This window comes from Stenotrophomonas sp. SY1, assembly GCF_021202945.1.
GTDB lineage: Bacteria > Pseudomonadota > Gammaproteobacteria > Xanthomonadales > Xanthomonadaceae > Stenotrophomonas.
Window position 1 is genome coordinate 225,324 of sequence record NZ_JAJOYR010000003.1, and the last position, 17,553, is coordinate 242,876.

The 17,553-nt window shown below is 61.2% G+C and carries 11 protein-coding genes and 3 pseudogenes; 5 read left to right on the forward strand and 9 right to left on the reverse strand.

The genetic code is table 11. The features are described 5' to 3' along the window. Positions 1–4: 4 nt before the first annotated feature. The gene (locus tag LR961_RS18160) at positions 5–181 is read right to left on the reverse strand and encodes a hypothetical protein (RefSeq protein ID WP_232151380.1); all 177 of its coding nucleotides are present in this window, start codon (positions 179–181) and stop codon (positions 5–7) included. A 448-nt stretch (positions 182–629) separates the two neighbouring features. On the opposite strand from LR961_RS18160, the gene LR961_RS18165 reads away from it, so the two are divergent. Continuing rightward, the gene (locus LR961_RS18165) at positions 630–4,001 is read left to right on the forward strand and encodes an autotransporter outer membrane beta-barrel domain-containing protein (protein WP_232151381.1); all 3,372 of its coding nucleotides are present in this window, start codon (positions 630–632) and stop codon (positions 3,999–4,001) included. Between the two features lie 90 nt (positions 4,002–4,091). On the opposite strand, the gene LR961_RS18170 is transcribed toward LR961_RS18165, so the two are convergent. The 3 genes from LR961_RS18170 to LR961_RS18180 are packed head-to-tail and all read right to left on the reverse strand — an operon-like array spanning position 4,092 to position 6,813. Next, complete coding sequence (locus LR961_RS18170; protein ID WP_232151382.1) at positions 4,092–4,502, reverse strand: hypothetical protein; 411 nt, start codon at positions 4,500–4,502, stop codon at positions 4,092–4,094. Next, complete coding sequence (locus LR961_RS18175; protein WP_232151383.1) at positions 4,499–5,437, reverse strand: hydroxymethylglutaryl-CoA lyase; 939 nt, start codon at positions 5,435–5,437, stop codon at positions 4,499–4,501. The genes LR961_RS18170 and LR961_RS18175 overlap by 4 nt, the downstream gene beginning before the upstream one ends. Continuing rightward, positions 5,437–6,813: a hypothetical protein gene (locus LR961_RS18180; RefSeq protein WP_332311049.1), complete on the reverse strand. Its 1,377-nt coding sequence runs from the start codon at positions 6,811–6,813 to the stop codon at positions 5,437–5,439. Before LR961_RS18180 ends, LR961_RS18175 begins: the two co-directional genes overlap by 1 nt. Here LR961_RS18180 and LR961_RS18185 point away from each other — a divergent pair. Further along, the gene (locus LR961_RS18185; RefSeq protein WP_232151385.1) at positions 6,795–8,258 is read left to right on the forward strand and encodes a PLP-dependent aminotransferase family protein; all 1,464 of its coding nucleotides are present in this window, start codon (positions 6,795–6,797) and stop codon (positions 8,256–8,258) included. The genes LR961_RS18180 and LR961_RS18185 overlap by 19 nt on opposite strands. 9 nt (positions 8,259–8,267) lie before the next feature. On the opposite strand, the gene LR961_RS18190 is transcribed toward LR961_RS18185, so the two are convergent. Both LR961_RS18190 and LR961_RS18195 read right to left on the reverse strand, forming a co-directional pair. Beyond that, the gene (locus LR961_RS18190) at positions 8,268–9,857 is read right to left on the reverse strand and encodes a hypothetical protein (protein ID WP_232151386.1); all 1,590 of its coding nucleotides are present in this window, start codon (positions 9,855–9,857) and stop codon (positions 8,268–8,270) included. Positions 9,858–10,046: 189 nt separating this feature from the next. After that, positions 10,047–10,655, reverse strand: a pseudogene (locus tag LR961_RS18195) (ATP-binding protein); the annotation flags it as partial. Positions 10,656–11,767: 1,112 nt separating this feature from the next. Between LR961_RS18195 and LR961_RS18200 the strand changes: the two are divergent. Together LR961_RS18200 and LR961_RS18205 are read left to right on the forward strand one after the other, a co-directional pair. Continuing rightward, positions 11,768–12,802: a hypothetical protein gene (locus LR961_RS18200; RefSeq protein WP_232151387.1), complete on the forward strand. Its 1,035-nt coding sequence runs from the start codon at positions 11,768–11,770 to the stop codon at positions 12,800–12,802. Between the two features lie 1,572 nt (positions 12,803–14,374). Continuing rightward, complete coding sequence (locus LR961_RS18205; protein ID WP_232151388.1) at positions 14,375–14,878, forward strand: hypothetical protein; 504 nt, start codon at positions 14,375–14,377, stop codon at positions 14,876–14,878. Positions 14,879–15,376: 498 nt separating this feature from the next. Here the strand turns inward: LR961_RS18205 and LR961_RS18210 are convergent. The 3 genes and pseudogenes from LR961_RS18210 to LR961_RS18220 all read right to left on the reverse strand — a co-directional run. After that, a pseudogene (locus tag LR961_RS18210) lies at positions 15,377–15,562 on the reverse strand (IS110 family transposase); the annotation flags it as partial. Beyond that, a pseudogene (locus tag LR961_RS18215) lies at positions 15,562–15,639 on the reverse strand (amino acid transporter); the annotation flags it as partial. The pseudogenes LR961_RS18215 and LR961_RS18210, both read right to left, overlap by 1 nt. Before the next feature lie 32 nt (positions 15,640–15,671). Beyond that, on the reverse strand, positions 15,672–16,109 hold the full coding sequence (locus LR961_RS18220; RefSeq protein WP_232151389.1) for an NIF family HAD-type phosphatase: 438 nt from the start codon (positions 16,107–16,109) through the stop codon (positions 15,672–15,674). Between the two features lie 277 nt (positions 16,110–16,386). Between LR961_RS18220 and LR961_RS18225 the strand changes: the two genes are divergently transcribed. Beyond that, positions 16,387–17,543 (forward strand): IS3 family transposase gene (locus LR961_RS18225; RefSeq protein WP_232151390.1). Its coding sequence is split into 2 segments (ribosomal slippage): positions 16,387–16,627 and positions 16,627–17,543, totalling 1,158 coding nucleotides; the frame shifts between segments, so codons are not numbered across the junction. Positions 17,544–17,553: the final 10 nt, after the last annotated feature.

Here is a 17,553-nt window from a genome sequence, read left to right on the forward strand (position 1 = left end):
CCACTCATCCGCGTACGCGGAACAGGATGATCAGCAGCGCCGAGGCACCGCACAGCGCGGCGACGATCGCCAGGCCGATCCCGCTGATCGACTCACCACGCCGGCGCAGCACCAGGTGGGCCACCCCGGTCAGCAGCGTGGCCAGGGTGATGATGCCGCCGATCAACCAGAGTTCCTGCATTGCGTGCCTGCCTTGGTCGTGCGATGGGAGCCAGCCAGTTGCCGATGGCTGGCGGGCCTGCTCCAGCGGCTTCCAGTGTACGGATGAGGGATGACGATGATGTCCAGCAGTCCGCGCATGGCCGCATGTGACCAGGCCGTGCATCTGGCACGGTCGCGGGCGTCTCCGCGCAGGGCATCGCCGCTTCTGGCCGAGGCGGGTGTGGATGGACGCGCAGGTGGGGCGTGTCAGGTGGGTATTCCGGTGCGCAGGTGCACGTTCCGTACTGCCGCATTCGCTGGATTTGCAGGAAATACTTAGGCGCGTTTGACGTGGCGTACACCCCGGGGCGTGTGAACCTGCCTCGGCAATCGCTGGCACTCGGCATCAATGCAGTTGTTAGAACAGCTGCAGACAGCCCGTGAGCGCTACCAGCTTTTTGCGCTTCCACACGCAAAAGGGGCGGTACATGACAGCACGACACACGGCGCTTTCCCGTTCCATCGCATGGTGGCTGGGTTCGGGTTGCCTGGGTTTGGCCGCAGGGATGCCCGTGGCGGCACGCGCGCAGACCGTGGTTGGCCCCGGCAACGTCACCTCGACGGTTACCTCGACCAGTGGACAGACGACGGTGGTTGGCAACACGAACATCGTGACCACCTCGGCCGACGCCGTGCGTGCCAACGGCGGCGATGTCCTGCTCGATCCCCAGAGCGGAACGCCCGGCCCGATCAGCGTGGACGCCACCAGTGGCAATGCGCTGCATGCCACGTCGGGCACCATCAATGTGACCCCCGGGGTCAGCCTGACCACTGTCCGTGGGCAGACCGCCTTTGCCGATGGCGGCACGATCAACCTGCAGGGCGCGCAGGTGGGGATCAGCGGTGTCGGCAAGCTGGCCGGTACCAATGCCGGCACCATCCGCATCAGTGACACCACGTACAACGATCCGTCGCTGTTCGCCAGCGCCCGTGGCAGCGGTATCGGTGCGGATCTGACCGGTCGAATCGAAGTGGGAAGTGGCAACCGCTTCTTTGTCGGCCGTGCCGGCACTGCTGGCAACGCATTCGGCATCGGCGTGCAGGGACCGGCCGCCTCCGTCGAGGTCAATGGTGCGCTGCCGATAACGTTCCAGGGCGGCGGTTCGCTGGGCATCTATCTGTACGGGGGCGGCACCCTGACCACGAATGCCCCGATCTCTTTGGTCTTCAATGGCGGCAACTCGGTCGGCGTGACGGTCGACAGCGGTACCAGTAGTGGGGTGTTGCGCAACATCAATGCGACCTTCAATTCCACCACGGGTGTCGCCGGTACTGGACTTGCGTTGCAGCGAGGCGCCACCGCCACGCTGGAGAACTTCGTGGTCAGCGGGCCCGGCGTCGGATTGGGCGTCTGGGTGGATGGCTCCAATCTGACCTTGCAGGGCACCAACAGCATCACCGTCAGCTCCAACAGCAATGCCCAGCGCTACAACTTCAATGCCAGCACATCGATGTCCGGTGTCGATTCGATCTTTAGTTCCACCTCCACCTCGCAAAGAGCGGCGGGGCTGGTGCAGGGCGGCACGATGGTCAGCTCCGGTACGACGTGGAGCAACAGCGGCGTCGGCGGATACGGCATTTACCTCGGCAGGACCGGTGTGGCAAGCCGGGTCGACCTGACCGGCGATACGGTGACCACCACCGGCGCGAATTCGGTTTCCGTCAGCCTCCTGGCCAACTCCACGTTCAATGCAACCGGCTCGACGATACGCAACACAGGCGGCGCCGCGGCGTTCTACCTGTGGGGTGATGCCAGCGCCAATGCGGCCGGTCGCGCCAGCGAGGTCAACCTGGTCGATACCGATGTGATCGGAACCGGTGGTGCCTACGGGGTCTACTCGGTGAACCAGGCAACCGGTGTGCCGAATACCTTGAACGTGCGTGGTGGCAGCTTGACCAGCGACGGCGCGGCGGTGCTTGCCTATGGACCGCTGGTGGTGCAGCTGGATGCGACCACGGTCAGTGGTACGGATGCCGCATTCTGGTCGGGTGCCAATAGTGGAAGCGGTGATCCGACATTGCTGGATGTGGTTGCACGCAACAGCGTGATCACCGGCATGGCCGGTGCCAACGCCGGCGCCAGTACCGACCTGAGCCTGGAACAGGCGTCGCAATGGACGGGCATGGCCTGGAACCTGACCAACGCATCACTCGATGCCACCAGCCTGTGGACGATGACGGACAGCTCCACCGTCTCGCAGCTGGTGCTCAACAATGGCCGCATCCTTTTCCAACCGCCTGTCGGGGGTGTCTACAAGAGCCTGTACACGAACTCCTACATTGGAGGTGCCGGCAGTGTGCTGGGCATGAATACCTTTCTTGCCAGCGATGATTCGCCCACCGACCAACTCATCATCGACGGCGGCTCGGCCACCGGGCAGACCGTGCTGGACATCCAGAACAGCGGTGGCGGCGGTGCGCTGACGTTGGGTGATGGCATCCGCGTGGTGGCCATGCTCAACAACGCCACATCCGGGATCGATGCGTTCCAGCTCAGCCAGCATCTGCTTGCCGGGCCGTATGTGTACAGCCTGCATCGTGGTGGATACGCCAGCGGCGCGGGCGATGAATGGTTCCTGCGATCGTCGATTGATTGCGCCAACCCGGCTGCGCCGTCACCACCGTGCCCGACACCGCCGCCGGATCCGGAACCCGAGCCGCCGGATCCGCCGGATCCGCCAGACCCCCCCGATCCGCCGGACCCACCGGACCCGGACCCGCCACCGATTCCGGTGCCGCCGGATCCGCCGCCGCCGCCGGACCCGCCACCACCGGATCCGGACCCGGACCCGTTGCCGGACTACCGCGCCGAGGTGTCGCTGTACACCAGCCTGCCGGCACTGGCCCTGCGCTATGGATGGGCCACGCTGGGCAATCTGCACGAACGCGTGGGCGAGCAGGAACAACTGCGCGCGCGTGCCGATCTGCGCGACAAGAGCACCTTCAATGGTGCCTGGCTGCGGGTGATTGGCGAGAACGGTGACATCAAGGGTGGCCACCATGGCATCTACGGTGGTGGTCCGAAGTACGACTACGACATCCTTGCCGTGCAGGTCGGTACCGATGCCTATGCGGTCGAGCATGACAACGGCAGTCGCGATCATGCCGGCTTCTACCTGGGCAAGGGCCGCATCCACAGTGACGTGGCGCATTACGATGGCCGGCTTGCCGGGCGCAACGAGGTCAAGGCGACCTCGCTGGGCCTGTACTGGACGCACTACGGCGATCAGGGCCAGTACCTGGAAGGCGTGTGGCAGGGCAGTTGGGGCAAGGGCAAGTCGCGCTCGCGCCACGGCGTGCTGCTGGATCGCGACAGCTTCGGCTGGGGTGTCTCGGTGGAAGGTGGCTATCCGTTCCTGCTCCAGGAAGGTGAGCGGCAGGTGCTCGAACCGCAGGTGCAGCTGGTCTACCAACGCATCAACCGCGATGACAGCCGTGATCCGGCAGCGCTCATCCGCTTCAGCAACATGGATGCGTTGGCGGCACGGTTGGGTGTGCGCTGGGCCGATACCTGGACACTTGAGCCCACCGCCGATGGCACGCCGCGGCTGCTCACCGGTTGGTTGCGGCTCAATGCCTGGCATGAGTTCCGTGGTCAACCGAGGGTCGAGTTCTCCTCGCTGGAAGGTTACGTGCCCTTCGAGGCGGACATGACCGGCACCTGGTGGCAGCTCAACCTGGGCACCACCTGGCAGTTGGGCGCTTCCACCAGCATCTACGCCAACATCGGTTACCAGAAGAGCTTTGATCGCGAGTTCGACGCCTGGGACGGCAAAGTCGGGGTGCGCTGGAACTGGTGACGCATGTGCACGGCCGTGGCGCCTGTCGGCAGACAAAGTCGATAGGCGTCCCCGCCGACCAGTCATGCCGGCCACCGGCAACGGTTCGCATCAGCATCGGTCGTTTCGCGTGATCTGGGCTTCGACGAACAGGTCGTGCAGGCCCCGCTGGTACAGCTCGACGATGCTTGCCGGGGCAAGGCCCTGCAGCAAAGCGGACGCGTCTGTGTTGTCAGGATCGCGATCATGCGCGACCCGTTGGGGTGTGAGCAGCACCCGACACAACAGCGCGCCGCTCACCCAGGCCACCAATCCGACCAGCAGCGCCAGCGTGTGCATGTCCGGGGTTGTGGCGTGCAGCACGTGCCAGGTTGGTACACCCGCGCTGCAAGCCAGTGGCATGCAGATCAGGAGGGCGACCAGCAATCGTTGCGCCTGTCGGGCGCTGGTGTCGTGCTGCTTGGCTGGCTGCGGCAACACTCGGAGACCATCGTCCATCGCCTGAGCGACTGGCGCGTTCATTGGCGGGTGCGTTGTTGTGCCTTCCTGGCGCGTAGCGCGCGGCCGACACGCGATTCGGTGCGGCGTTCGAGCATGCAGTCGATGTAGTCGCCCGCCAGGATCAGGCCTTCCATGTCCACTCCCGATTCGATACCCAGCTGGGTGAGCAGATGCACCAGCTCTTCGGTTGCCAGATTGCCGGCGGCGTCGGGCAGGTACGGGTTTCCCCCCAGCCCGGAGATCGAACTGTCGAAGGTGCGAACGCCCTGTTCCAGGGCTTCAACCACATTGGCCAGGCCCAGGCCGAAGGTGTCGTGGAAGTGGCAGGCCAGCCGATGCATCGGCGCTTCAGTCAGGCAGGCGCGCAGCAGGGTGCCCACCGTACTTGGAGTGCCGGTGCCGGTGGTGTCATCCAGGCATATCTGGCGACAGCCGATCTGCTGCAGGCGGGCGACGATCACCGCCACCTGTGCCGGCGTCACCGCACCGCTGAACGGGCAGTCCACCACCGCGGAGATGCGCGCCCGCACGCGGATGCCCAGTGGCTGTGCATGGATGCAGATTTCCTCGATGCGGCGCAGGCTCTCCTCGATGTTGCAGCCCAGGCTGGCGCGACAGTGCATCTGCGATGCGGTGGTGCTCACGGTGATGTCCTGGCAACCGGAGGCGAAGGCGGCGTCGAGTGTGTTCAGGTGCGGCAGCAGGACGCTGCGGACATTGTCCACCGGCGGTTTGCCCAGCGTGTCCAGCAGCGGCACCGGATTGATGGCCGGATGCAGCCCCCGTGGCAATGCGAACGCGCCCACTTCGATCTCGCCAATGCCGGCCAGCTCCAGCAAGCCGATGAGGTTTACCCGTATCAGCGTATCCACCGTGCGCGGCAGGCCGAGCAGGCCCTCGCGCGCACCCAGTTCAACGACGTGGGCCGTATCCATCAGTTCCAGGGCGGCGTCCATCAGCCCTCCTGTGGGCTGGCAACCGAATCGTCGGCGACGACAGCCGGGGTCATCTCTTCCAGTGCCCGCAGGCGCATCACGGCCAGGCTCTGCGCCAGCGCGATGGCGGCTAACAGCTGGCCCAGGTCCGGTGATGCATCCGGCCTGATCCGGCTCGATGTTGATGATGAACGCTGCTGCTCCCAGGGTGGGTGTCCGGAAGACAGTGATACCGGCACCTGCAGTGTTCCCAGCAGGTCGCCGTGATGGTCCCGCTGCCATGTAGTCAATGCGGTGCACGTGCCGCTGCGCGCGGCCCAGCTGTGCGCAGCGGCTTCGGTGGCACGCGGGTCGTGGCCGGTCGCGATCAGCACCGGTGTGACCGCGCGCAGGATGCTGGCGTTGTGCAGGTTTGCCCGCTTCGGGGTGATGGTGGTGGCGTGATGCAGCTCGATGATCCGGTCGATCAACTGCGGTCCGCCGCAGTGGTCAATGGCCAACGTATCGGCGGCCAGCCTGACCTGCGCCACTGCCAGATGTTGCCGCGTGCCGGCAGGTGCCAGTGCATGTGCATGGCCACCAAGAAGCTGCCGCACATGCTGGGAGAGGGTCCTGGCCATTGCGCGAATGGTGGCGGTACAGGCGCCGGCGCACGCATCCACCACCACCTGCATGACCAGCAACGGCGCACCCACCGTCAGGTCCGACAGATGCACCTCGATGCCTCGGCACTGCCCCTGCTGCGCCGGTGACAGGCAGGTGTCCGCGTGCTGCATCAGCTGCTCGCGTTCGCGTAACAGCACCTGCCGCGCCTGATGTGCATCAGTGATCGCAGTGACGATGATCGGCACTCGTATCAATGGGCCGGTGATGGATGTGCTGAAGCCACCGCCCGCCCTGGCCAGTCTGGCGATGTGACTGGCGGCGGCTAAATCACTCTGCGCGTTGCTGGCCACCGGTATCAGCACGTCGCACCCATTGATCCTGAAGTCCGCCGCGCCCGTTAGCGGTGCGGCGGAGTCGATTACAGGCGGGCCTGGCATCAGCATCAGGCCGGTGTCGGTACCGGCGCATGTGAGATCCGCACCCCGTTGATGCGATCGGTTCAACGCCGGGGATGTGGCGAATGAGGGGAGTGCGTGATGTGGGCGCGAACTGCCAGACATGGGGACCATCCATGGCGTTGACCATCCCGGCGGGACAGTGCATTTCCATCTTGTGACTTTATAAATATGTGAGCCAGGTACAGTTTTGAGGGACAGTTTTTGCTTTTGCAGCAACCTCTCCCACTTGCGTCCCATTTGTAGAAAATGCTGGAGCGGGCAGCAGGGGGCTGTCGTGCAACGCCCATCGGATACGCCAACCGTTACGGACAACCATGACTTCAGCATCCCCATCGATCTCCCTGGCTGAAAAGGTCGCAACGGATATCGGCCGGCAGATCCTTGCCGGCATCCTCAAGCCAGGTGACAAGCTGCCTTCGCTGCGTGAGTACGCACGCTTGAATGGCTACTCGAAGAACACGGTCATCGCCGCATTTGATCTGCTCAGTGAGCGCGCCATGGTGCAGGCGCACCACGGCAAGGGCTTCTTCGTGCGCGGCATGGATAACGCCGCCGACAACGAGTACGAAGAAGAGCCACTGGGCTACAGCCGCGCCATCGACACCATCTGGCTGATGCGCCAGCAGGCCGTGCGTGAGCCAGGCAGCTCGCACCTGGGAGAGGGCTTTCCGCCGGTGGAATGGTTGATGGACATGCGCATGGACCGCTTCCACCGGCAGATCACCCGCTCCGGCGTGGCCAGCCTGTTCCGCTATGGCAACCGCTACGGCTATCTGCCATTGCGCCAGCATCTGATCCGGCGCCTGGCCGGGTACGGCATCGAAGTTGGACCAAGGGAAGTGGTTACCACCTTTGGTGCCAACCATGCCTTGGACCTGGTCATCCGCCGCTATGTCAGCCCGGGCGATCCGGTGCTGGTGGAAGAGCCCGGTTACTACCCGCTGTTCGGCAAGCTGCGCCTGCAAGGGGCAAGCCCGGTCGCGGTGCCACGGCTGGTGGATGGGCCGGACCTTGCCGCGCTGGAAGTAGCGCTGCAGCAGACCAAGGCGCGTGTGTTCTTCATCCAGGCCGCCGGCCACAACCCGACCGGCACCGACATCTCACCGGCGGTGGCACAGCGATTGCTGCTGCTGGCACGCACGTACAACCTGCTTATCGTCGAGAACGATTCCCTGGCCGACTTCAAGGCCAATTCCGCGCCACGCCTTTCCGCGCTGTCGCAGTTGAACAACACCATCTACATCGGCAGTTTCTCCAAATCGATTTCTGCCGCGCTGCGCATCGGCTTCATCGCCGGTGAGCGCTCGCATGTGGAGGCACTGGCGGACATGAAAATGCTGCTGCACCTGGGCAGCAGCGAGTACGGCGAGCGGGTGCTGGAAGCGATGCTGCGCGAGGGCAATTTCCTGCGCCATGTGAAGCGTCTGCAGGACCGCCTGCGCGCGGCCACCAACGACGGGCTGGAAGTGTTGCGCCGGTTCGATGCCACGGTATACGCCACACCCGAGCAGAGCCTCTACCTGTGGGCGCGTTTTCCCAACATCACCGACACCCGCATGCTCACCACCCGTCTGCTCTCGCGCGGTGTGTTGCTGGCGCCTGGCGCGTTCTTCCATCTGAACACGGAAAGACTTTCGCCGTGGACACGCCTGAACGTGGCCTACCTCAACGATCCGCTGTTCCTCAGGAGTCTGCGCGAGGAGCTGGAGCACGCCACCAGCAATGATCAGCGCGTAATCCGCACCGGGCTGTTCACCCCGCCGGAGTGGTCGACCTGAGCGGCGTGTTCACTGCCATGCCGACAGCGACAGTTTCAAATCGGCGGCAAAACCCTTGCTTGAGCGGACCGGCACGTTGAACACATTTGGTGCCTGCTGGCTGATGCCGATCGCCTTGTCGCGCGCCACCGCCAGTTCGGCTTCGTTCTTGGGGCCGCCTGCCCATTGCTCGTCGCTCCACACGTAACGCAGGCGCCAGCCATCCGGGCCGGGTTTGGCAAACAGCACCAGGGTGTTGCGGAACAGGTACTCGGCCGGGATGTGATTCTTCAGGAACAGCGCACCATCGACCTGGTAACCGGCATTGCCGATGGCCAGGTCGATGGAGAAGGCGATTTCGCTGCCGGCCAGGATCCGCTTGCGGTCCAGAAACACCGAGAACAACACCGGCGAGCGCGCCTCGCGGCGCACGCTGCCGTCGGCGTTGAACATCTCGGCGTACTCGCGCCGGATCGCGCACTGGTTGGCCTGCGTGCGTGCCGTGAGTTCGTAGGTGTAGGCGCCACGCGGCGCGACCGTGGCTTCGATGTAGTACGAGGACTGGATGCGCTTGCCGCGCTTGCGCGCGGCTTCGATCTCCGGTGGAAACGGCAGCGCGGTGATGTCCAGTTGTGCGGTGGCACAGGTGTCGCCGAACAGGAAGCGCACCAGGTTCTGGTAACCCTCCTCGGAATTGACGATGCCGAAGTAACCGCTGTGGCTGCGATTGACGAAGGCGCGCGGCGCACCTTCGACATAGGCGTTGGCAATACGCACCAGACCATCACTCAACGCGCCGACCGCCAGCGAGGAAAGCCCGCGCGCGGCGGCGTAGTCACGGCTGTTGGTGCCGATCAGGCAGAACATCCGCTCCGGCGGAAAACCGGAGTCACCCAGCGTGTTGACCTTGTCCTTGGGCACCTTCAGGTACTTGCTCATGTTGCCGCGGTTGAAATTGTTCATGTCATGCACGGACAACAGGTTGGGCACGTTGATGCCGCCGATCTCGATGCCGTTGTGCGGCGTGGCGTAGGTGAACACCTTGTCCACCATCGCGCGCGTCTGCGCGCTGGCCACGTCCGGGTTCTGCAGCAGGCAGCGGCAGATCAACCCACCCATCGAATGCGCCACAAGATAGACGCGGAACTCCTTGCGCATTTCCGCATTGGCACCGCAGACACTGTCCCGCAGCTCGTTGATGCGACGCCCGAGGCTGGCCGCCGCGTCGGTGATCGATGGTGCCCTGCCGTCGCCAAAGGCGGGGTCGGCGGGATCGTAGTAGCGGTGGATGACGATGCAGCGCGGAGAGATGCGGCCCAGGCGCTCGGCGCCGAATTCGTACACGTCGCGGTAGTTGTGGTCCTTCATCAGGCGCACCAGTGGCGACTCGAACACGAACTTGACGATCGAGCCGTCCTGGGCCTGACGCATCTTGGTCGAGCCGGTTTCCAGGCCCATGAACGGGGTGGATGTGGTTTCCACGATCTCATCGCGGGTCATCGCGTACCCGCGGACGTAGATGATCGGAAAGTACGGTCGTTCGATGCGTTCCATGGCCAGCCCCTGAGCAGACACCGCATCTTCGCGGCGAGCGGCGATGTTTGCATGAACTGGCAACATGACAACAGCCAGCACCGGCCGGGTAGAGCGGAGCCATGTTCCGTTGGGACTTTCCCGACAATGTCCCGCGTGCGGTGACGCCATCACAGCTGGCAATCTGACAATCGTCGCCGCACTCCGCCGGGGCTTGCCCCGGCAATGCCTCCAGCCCACCACAAACCTGCCAACGCAGCCCACAGGCCCGGAAGCTCAACCACTCCCGGGTGAACCACGATCCAGTTGCCGGTAGCCGATGGCCTCGGTCAGATGAGGCCGCGCGATGTCGGCCACGCCGGCCAGGTCGGCGATGGTACGGGCCACGCGCAGGATGCGGTGCATGGAGCGCGCGGACAGTTGCAGCTGCTCCATCGCCCGTTCCAGCAGGTCATGGTCGGCCGATGCCAGCGCGCAGTCACGCAGCGTGCTGGCCTGGTCCAGATGCGCGTTGGCCACACCGGCCCGTTGCAGCTGGCGGCTGCGGGCCTGTGCGACCCGGGCACGCACCGTGGCGGTGTTCTCGCCGGCCGGTGCATCGCCGCGCAGTTCCGAAGGCGGCAAGCGCGGCACCTGCACATGCAGGTCGATGCGGTCCAGCAGCGGACCGGAGATGCGGGCCCGGTAGCGGCCGATGGCATCGCCCGGGCACCGGCATCGGCCACTTGGATCGCCTGCCCAGCCGCACGGGCAGGGATTCATGGCCGCGACCAACTGGAAGCGCGCCGGGAACTCTGTGCTGCGTGCCGCCCGTGAAATGGTGACCGTGCCCGATTCCAGCGGCTCGCGCAGCACTTCCAGTGCATGCCGGTTCCATTCGGGCATTAGGGTAGCATGCTACATGACAACCCTGTCCGGGAGCATTTCGTGTACTTACTTCGGACTTCGGACATACCAATAGACGAGCTCACTAAGCTCCTTCCGACGGCTGCCCCACTTGTGGGTGGCCCTCTTATGCGGCTCGCACCCCGTTTCCCCCTTCTTATTCATGAGGATGGTCGTCTTCATTGGGGGGTCTTTGCGTTCCTTCTCGACACTTTCCGAATTGATTCCACCCGGAGCAGAGAGAAAACGCTCTCCACATATGCTGAAGGGCTAAAGAGCTGGCTGGAGTTCGTTGAGCGAAATGAGGGAGATTGGACCAGGCCAACTGCACTTCTTCTCAGTGAGTATCGGCGCTTTTTGTCTTCCGCCCCTAATCATAAAAGGAGAGCGGCGAGCGAGACTATCAACCTTCGAACAACGACTATACGAGAGTTCTACAAGTTCTTGCGGAGCTGGAATGGTGCCGGCTTGGCCAACTCCTACGGAGACTGGGACGCTGAGCCCATTGCTCAGTTCTTGGCGCGGACGAGCAGGATTCGGCGATCCTCAGGATAGCTATGACTTCACTACCTTGGGGTTGCGAACCAAGCCCGCGCGCACGCTCCTAATGGCCTTTACGGGGGTATCAGGAAGGCGTTGAGTCTCCGCGAGAGGTTGGGCCAGAGCTCATTTGGCCATGGGTCGTTGCTAGTCGCGCGAGCGGGCGTTGGAAGGCTGGCGCAGTCCGATTGCGGGCGAAGTTTATTGGGGTTGAAGACTTTTTATTGAATGAAGGTGGAGCGTCTCCGGCGCTTCGTGCGGAGATCGTTCGGGTTGGGAGAAGGCTTTCGAAGGAGGCATCGCTTGCTGCGAGAGATAGGCCGACACATAGTAGTGCTTTAGAGGATGAGTACCTTGCGTTGTTGGCTGACGCAATTACGCTCGTGGAGGAGGACGGCCCAAGAATTGCCGTTTTTTTGGAACAGGCAATAGCGTTGGAGGTTGGGAGGCTTAGCCCGGTCGGTAAAAGGACGGCCGCGTTTCATAGAGCCAAGCGAGAAATCCCCTTTGACGGATTCAAGTCGAATGCCCTGTCTAAATTGGATCCGCGAGCTAGTTTCGGAGACCAAGCGATGCTCAAGATCGCCGAGGGGGCTGCTGTTTTCGTTATTTCCTTGCTTAGCTCAATGAGACCTTCCGAAACTAGGCGCCTTACAACGAAAAGTGCAAAGCCGGCAGCCAACGACGACAACCTCGGGGGGACGGGGCCATCCGGTACAATTGAAGGCGTCCTAAGTAAGTCGCGCAGGCGACATCAATGGGTCGCGGCTCCAGCGGTATTCAAAGCGATAGAGCTGGTGGATCGTCTTGGTCGCTCCATCCGCGAGGAAGTAGAGACCAATGCTCTTTTCGTGTTGGCTATGCATAGGGGGCGCGGAGCAGCGAAGGTGGATCCGGAACAACGTGCAGCTAGGGTGGACGGATATGCTGCTCTTAGGACCAGCATGAGAGCATTTGCCAAGGCGAGTATGCCTGGGTTCGATGTAGATAAGATCAATTTTCGGCCGCTACGGCGCTTTATGGCGCGCTTCATTGCTCGTCGCGATCGATCGAGCCTGGGTGCCTTGGCGTATCAATACGGTCACTTGGAAACTAGGATCACTGATACCTACTACGTGGGCTTGGACGCGGACCTCTCCACCTTGCTTTCAGAAGAGAATGCAAATGAGGTTGTCAGCGCTATGGAGGATTTGATCAGCTCCGATGTCATATATACGAATCTTCCCACCTCAGTTATATCTGAGAGCCTTTCGCGAATGAGCGGCGTGTTGGAGCGGGCATCTACTAGTCTTGAGGTAATGAAGATGCTTGGCGCCGGTGTGGTACTTGGCCCATGCGATTGGGGTTATTGCTTTTATCGTGAGAACCGAAGCCGGTGTGAAGGAGATGCCTTGGGGCCCAATCCTGCAAAGCGTACTCCAGGGACATGCGCTGGCTGCTTGAATTTTACGGCCACCCCAAAACATGCCTCTTGGTGGGAACTGCGAAAGCAAGATTTGATTCGCTTCTTGGGGCTACGAAACATTCCTGAGCAATCACGTCTCATCGCGCAGGAGCGGTTAGCCGCAGCGGAGTTGATTCTTAAGCAGATCGGAGAGGGGGCTTGATGCGACAGCGAGTTCTTGCGGAGGTTGAAGCGCAGATCGCTCGGTGGAAGTCCGGTGGTTCTAAGCCCACCGTAGTTTCCGTTGCTGCAGCTTGCGGTATAACTCGACAAGCGATCTACAGCTCACACAGGCAGGCTCTTGAAAAGCTCGGCAATGCGCTGTCTGCGCAGAGTGTCCCGGCTAAGCGAGCGAATGAAGCGCTGAAGTTGGAGCTGTTTCGAGGGCGGTATCAGGCTGAGAAGGAAAAAGTGAAGCTTCTTACCACTTTATGTGGTGAGCTTGCTACTGAACTAACGGACGTACGCGAGAAGCTGGAACAGGAGCGCGCGCGAGTAGAACGGCTCCAGCGTCGCGGCGGGGCGGGGCCCAAGGCGGTCAAATAGCTTGTGTCTTACGCAAGCTTGGAGTCTTCCCTGTGTTCGGACGGGCCTTTGGAGGCGAACTCGCTCAGGGAGCCTCTCCGAGTGCCCGATCACCGAAACAGTTGCTGATCGGATCAGTTTTTCAGTCAAGCTTGAACAAGGGGCTGGGGTTGGATGTCGAAACAACCAAGGTGAGCGACTTCTTAGCTCTGCTGAGGGCGACATACATCTTGGATTTTGCGTACAGCGTTGCCTTGACTGTTTCGAAGTACTTGCACGAGCGTCCCCAATGCATCGCGAGTATGCCCCTCGCAAATGGGAATTCTTCGACCCCAGAACGCGCGAAGTGCCCTCACTAGGTCGTTCTGAGATGCGAGGATCATTAACTCCGGGCGATCCATTAGTATCTTGTCGATCGGCTTTCTGTCTTCGCTCGATAGCTGATAAATTGTTCGTATCTGGGACGTGTTGTTCCCAACAAGAACTTTGACTGAAGGTGGCAGCGTTGCAGTCAGGTCGATCGGTGTTTCATGCTCCAGCTTCTCCCTCGCCTCGATGACCCAGGCTCCCAGTAAAGGGCAGCCGGTATTCCAGCGATGAGGCGTAAGCAGTTTCTCTACTGCTCCCAGTGCTTTCAGGGTATCCCAGCGGATACGGGTGCAGCCTTGTTGCTTGGGCCCCCATATAGCCGCTGCATGGGGTCACCAAAAATCCGGACAGTTGCTCCGGCAGACAGCAAGGACATGACAACGCTGTGCTGGTGGATGCTGGAACGCGCTGGGTTTGTGGGTAGTGATCGCGGGCACCGCTACAGCTTGGGATCGGGATGGATATGGTAATCAAGGTTCAACAGGTGGCCGGTGGATCTCCAAGGCCATATTTTGGTTAGCCATCGCGGTCCTTGCGATCAATATTTTTGTTGCGCTATCGTAGTGCCAAACAATTTATTCAAGCCGACGCCAATTCGTGACGTGGCTTAATTCAGTCCCCGCGAACGTTCGCCTATGGCCGCAGGGCGTCATGCGACCCATAGCGGCCATTGGTGCGGCCGTCCAGCCAACCGCTGGGTTCGGCTATACGCTGGCTTGTTCGCCGGACCTAGCCGCCCTAAGATCGAGCTGTCTCAAGGGGAAAGCCCGCCATACGGTGCTTTATGGATAAGTCGTATAACCGGACCCACTGGTCCGTCTATTAGATAGTTAGGCCGCGCATGGAAGATATCGAGTCGTTGACAATAGGCCAGATGCTTGCTCGCAGGTCATCCGCAGAGCAAGAGGCTTCAAGGCTGATCGGTCAGCTCGTCTTTTCATTTTCTAGGCTCGTCAACAATTTGCATCTTTGCGTCGCGTGGCATAACGACGGCAAAGATTTAGATCGCTACGGAGACACCGCAGGCGATCTTGCCGCAGCCGATCTAATCAAGAGAATTGAACGTCAAGCCGCTTCCCGCTTCGGAGAGGATTCAAAGAGACACAAGAAGTACAAATATTGGACTGCGCGGGCGCATAAGATTCGGGAGCAGCGAAACATCATCATGCACTCGCGCTGGTCAATTGAGCCGTATGGGCGCCACGCAACTGCCATTTCAACTCCGATCTTTGTTGAACCGAAAAATGAGTTGGCGTACACGCTTGGAACTCTTGCAGATATATGCGCTGATTGCGAGCAACTCACTAACGAGCTGGCGCAACTTCGTACGGAACATCCGCTATAGTGCGCCCTAGCAGATCATTCAAGCCGACATTGCTTCGAGAGTCGGCTTAACTCAGGTGTTAAATATCCGCTTCTGGCCGCAGGGCGTTATGCGACCCACAGCTTACCTAGGATTAAGCCGGTCCCGACAGACGTTGCAAGATCTCCAGCTCACCCCCGCGCCTCAGCATCGGCAGAACCAGCTTGACCCCATAAAAAGCTTATTTTTCCTGGTTAGACGCCTCGCTAGGTCTGCGGGCAGTCCAACAAGCAGCTAGGACCAGGCAGCAAGAAGCACGTTTGGCTAGCTAGAATAGATCGATGCCCGGATTCACACCGGCTTCCTCGTTGCGGACTTGCGTGCGCGTTTCTTTTTGACGCCGAGCTTCACTCCGCCGAGATAAAGGCTGCGAGCCACCAGAAACGCATCGGTCCCCAAACCTGCTAACAAGGCTTCAGCTTCGGTGTTGAGGCGGCTGAGGTCCTGCAACGCAGTCCGTAACGTTGCGTCACCAACGGCAATCACCACACCAAACTCCGCCAGGATGCCACGCAGCCGATTGCTGATCACCAATCCCTCCACCTTGTAACCTTCGCGCACACGGTGCCACGCCAGCCGCGCCTGTTGATCAACCGACTTCACCGGAACGAACCGCATATTGCTCTGCCGCGCGGCGGTTGCGATGGCCTCGGCATCGTTACGGTCTCCGCCGGATGGCGGGTGGATAGGCTGCCCGGCAGAACCATAGTGTCCAGGTAGACGTGGGGATTCAGGAGGGTAAATGTCGCCTGCAAGGCCGTTCCTTGAACCTCGCCTATTCGCTCAATTCGATAAGTTTAAGATTGATGCGTTGCCGGGCCACTTGGAGGCCGACGTCCGAATCTTCATAAGGCGAGCCAAACAGCGGCGCTTCGATCCACCACATCTGCTGCCCAACATGTACGTAGGGGCCGTGATCGTCTAGAAGGAGAGCGTCGCCCAACACGGGCGACACGTAACGAAGGTCCTTCGTCGGTCCGGACCACGTCGTGTACTCAGTCTTGCTGAACCATGCTGGCGCGTGCCCTTCGCTCACTAGCAGAGTGGCGATTCGGCGAAATTTATCCTCATCGACGGTGGTGAACATCACCAGCCGGTCAAACTGACTGTGAACTGCCTGCAGGAACTGAAGTAGCCCGGGACGCGGGATCTGGCTGACTGCGTTCGAGATCAGGGTCCCCTCTAGATCGAGTGCAAGAATGGTCGGGCGCACGGCATACCGCTCCGGTTCATCGGAGGCCAAGGTTAGTACAGAAGAGTCACGGGCGGTGAGACAGCAGCGTCATCTCTAGCTCCAAGAGGGTGGAGGAATTTGAGAGCTCACTTTATGGACTAGCGCGCATACGTCGACCTTTCACGTCGAGTTGCTAGCCATGTTCGAAGTCGAGTGGTTGATGGTTGCCGTACGCTTCCTGAACACCAGCCGCCGGGTTCACCCCCGTTTTCACGGACACTTACGAGAAGGCCGACCGAGGCCTTGAGGAGTGTTCATGTCGAAGCGAAGGAAATTCTGTGGAGAGTTCAAGCGTGGCGCGGTTGAGCAGGCCAGCCAGTCGGGCGTCAGCTGCGCTCAGGTGGCCCGTGAGTTGGGGATCCGAGATACCTTGCTGACTCGCTGGAGGCGAGAGGCTCAAGGCCAGAATTCAGTGGCCTTTACAGGTACGGGTATGCGCCGCGACGAAGAGCTAGCCCATCTCAAACGAGAACTGGCCCGAGTGAAGAAGGAACGAGATTTTTTGCGAGAAGCGGCGACGTTCTTTGCCAAGGGGTCATCCTGAGGTATCAGGTGATCGAACGTTGTCGCGATGCGTTTCCCGTTCGACTGATGTGTCGATGCCTGCGGGTATCGACCAGCGGCTATTACGATTGGAGCAAGCGCCTGATCAGCCCTCGTCAGCTCGACAACGAGCGCTTGCTCGGTCGCATCCGCGAACTGCACGAAGACAGTCGCGGCGTGCTGGGCGCAGGCAGGATGCGCATCAACCTGGTTGATGAAGGTGAGACCGCCAGCCTCAATCGCGAGGCTCGATTAACGGCGGCCGATGGCTTGCAGGGCTGGCCTCGGCCCAAACGTCGCGACCAGCGCAGCCGGCCTGCGCTGGCACCCCTTGGCGTGCGTAACTGGCTGCAACGGGACTTCACTGCGCTGGAACCAGAAGCCAAGTGGGTCACTGATATCACCGAGATCAAAACGCAACAGGGCAAGCTGTATCTGTGCATCGTCCTGGACCTGTTTGATCAGCGTGTTTTGGGCTGGTCAATGCATCACAGACAAGAACGGAAAATGGTGATTCGAGCCGTGCAGATGGCTGTCTGGCAGCGCCAGGGCCGCGATCTGGTAATCCTACATTCCGATCGTGGCAGTCAATTCCTAAGTGGCGACTATCAGAGCTACCTGAATGCCAATGCATTGGTATGTTCGATGAGTGCGGTGGGACATTGCGGGGACAACGCTGCATGCGAAAGATTCTTCGGAATGCTCAAACGCGAGCGGATATACCGGATGAGCTACCCAACACTCGATGCGGCAAAGGCTGATGTGTTTGAATACATCGAGCGGTTCCACAACCGTCGGATGCGGCGGCGGATCGCCAAGCGCGATTCAAAGTTCTCAACTCTTTCACAACCGTCCGTGATCTCGGGGTAGAACCCGGTCG

Excerpts from the sequence above, each read along its gene's own strand:
- LR961_RS18205 (WP_232151388.1), top strand. The coding sequence starts at position 14,375 with ATGGAAGATATCGAGTCGTTGACAATAGGCCAGATGCTTGCTCGCAGG.
- LR961_RS18175 (WP_232151383.1), bottom strand. The coding sequence starts at position 5,437 with ATGGACGCCGCCCTGGAACTGATGGATACGGCCCACGTCGTTGAACTG.
- LR961_RS18185 (WP_232151385.1), top strand. The coding sequence starts at position 6,795 with ATGACTTCAGCATCCCCATCGATCTCCCTGGCTGAAAAGGTCGCAACG.
- LR961_RS18180 (WP_332311049.1), bottom strand. The coding sequence starts at position 6,813 with ATGGGGATGCTGAAGTCATGGTTGTCCGTAACGGTTGGCGTATCCGAT.
- LR961_RS18200 (WP_232151387.1), top strand. The coding sequence starts at position 11,768 with ATGCTCAAGATCGCCGAGGGGGCTGCTGTTTTCGTTATTTCCTTGCTT.
- LR961_RS18165 (WP_232151381.1), top strand. The coding sequence starts at position 630 with ATGACAGCACGACACACGGCGCTTTCCCGTTCCATCGCATGGTGGCTG.
- LR961_RS18170 (WP_232151382.1), bottom strand. The coding sequence starts at position 4,502 with ATGAACGCGCCAGTCGCTCAGGCGATGGACGATGGTCTCCGAGTGTTG.
- LR961_RS18190 (WP_232151386.1), bottom strand. The coding sequence starts at position 9,857 with ATGTTGCCAGTTCATGCAAACATCGCCGCTCGCCGCGAAGATGCGGTG.
- LR961_RS18160 (WP_232151380.1), bottom strand. The coding sequence starts at position 181 with ATGCAGGAACTCTGGTTGATCGGCGGCATCATCACCCTGGCCACGCTG.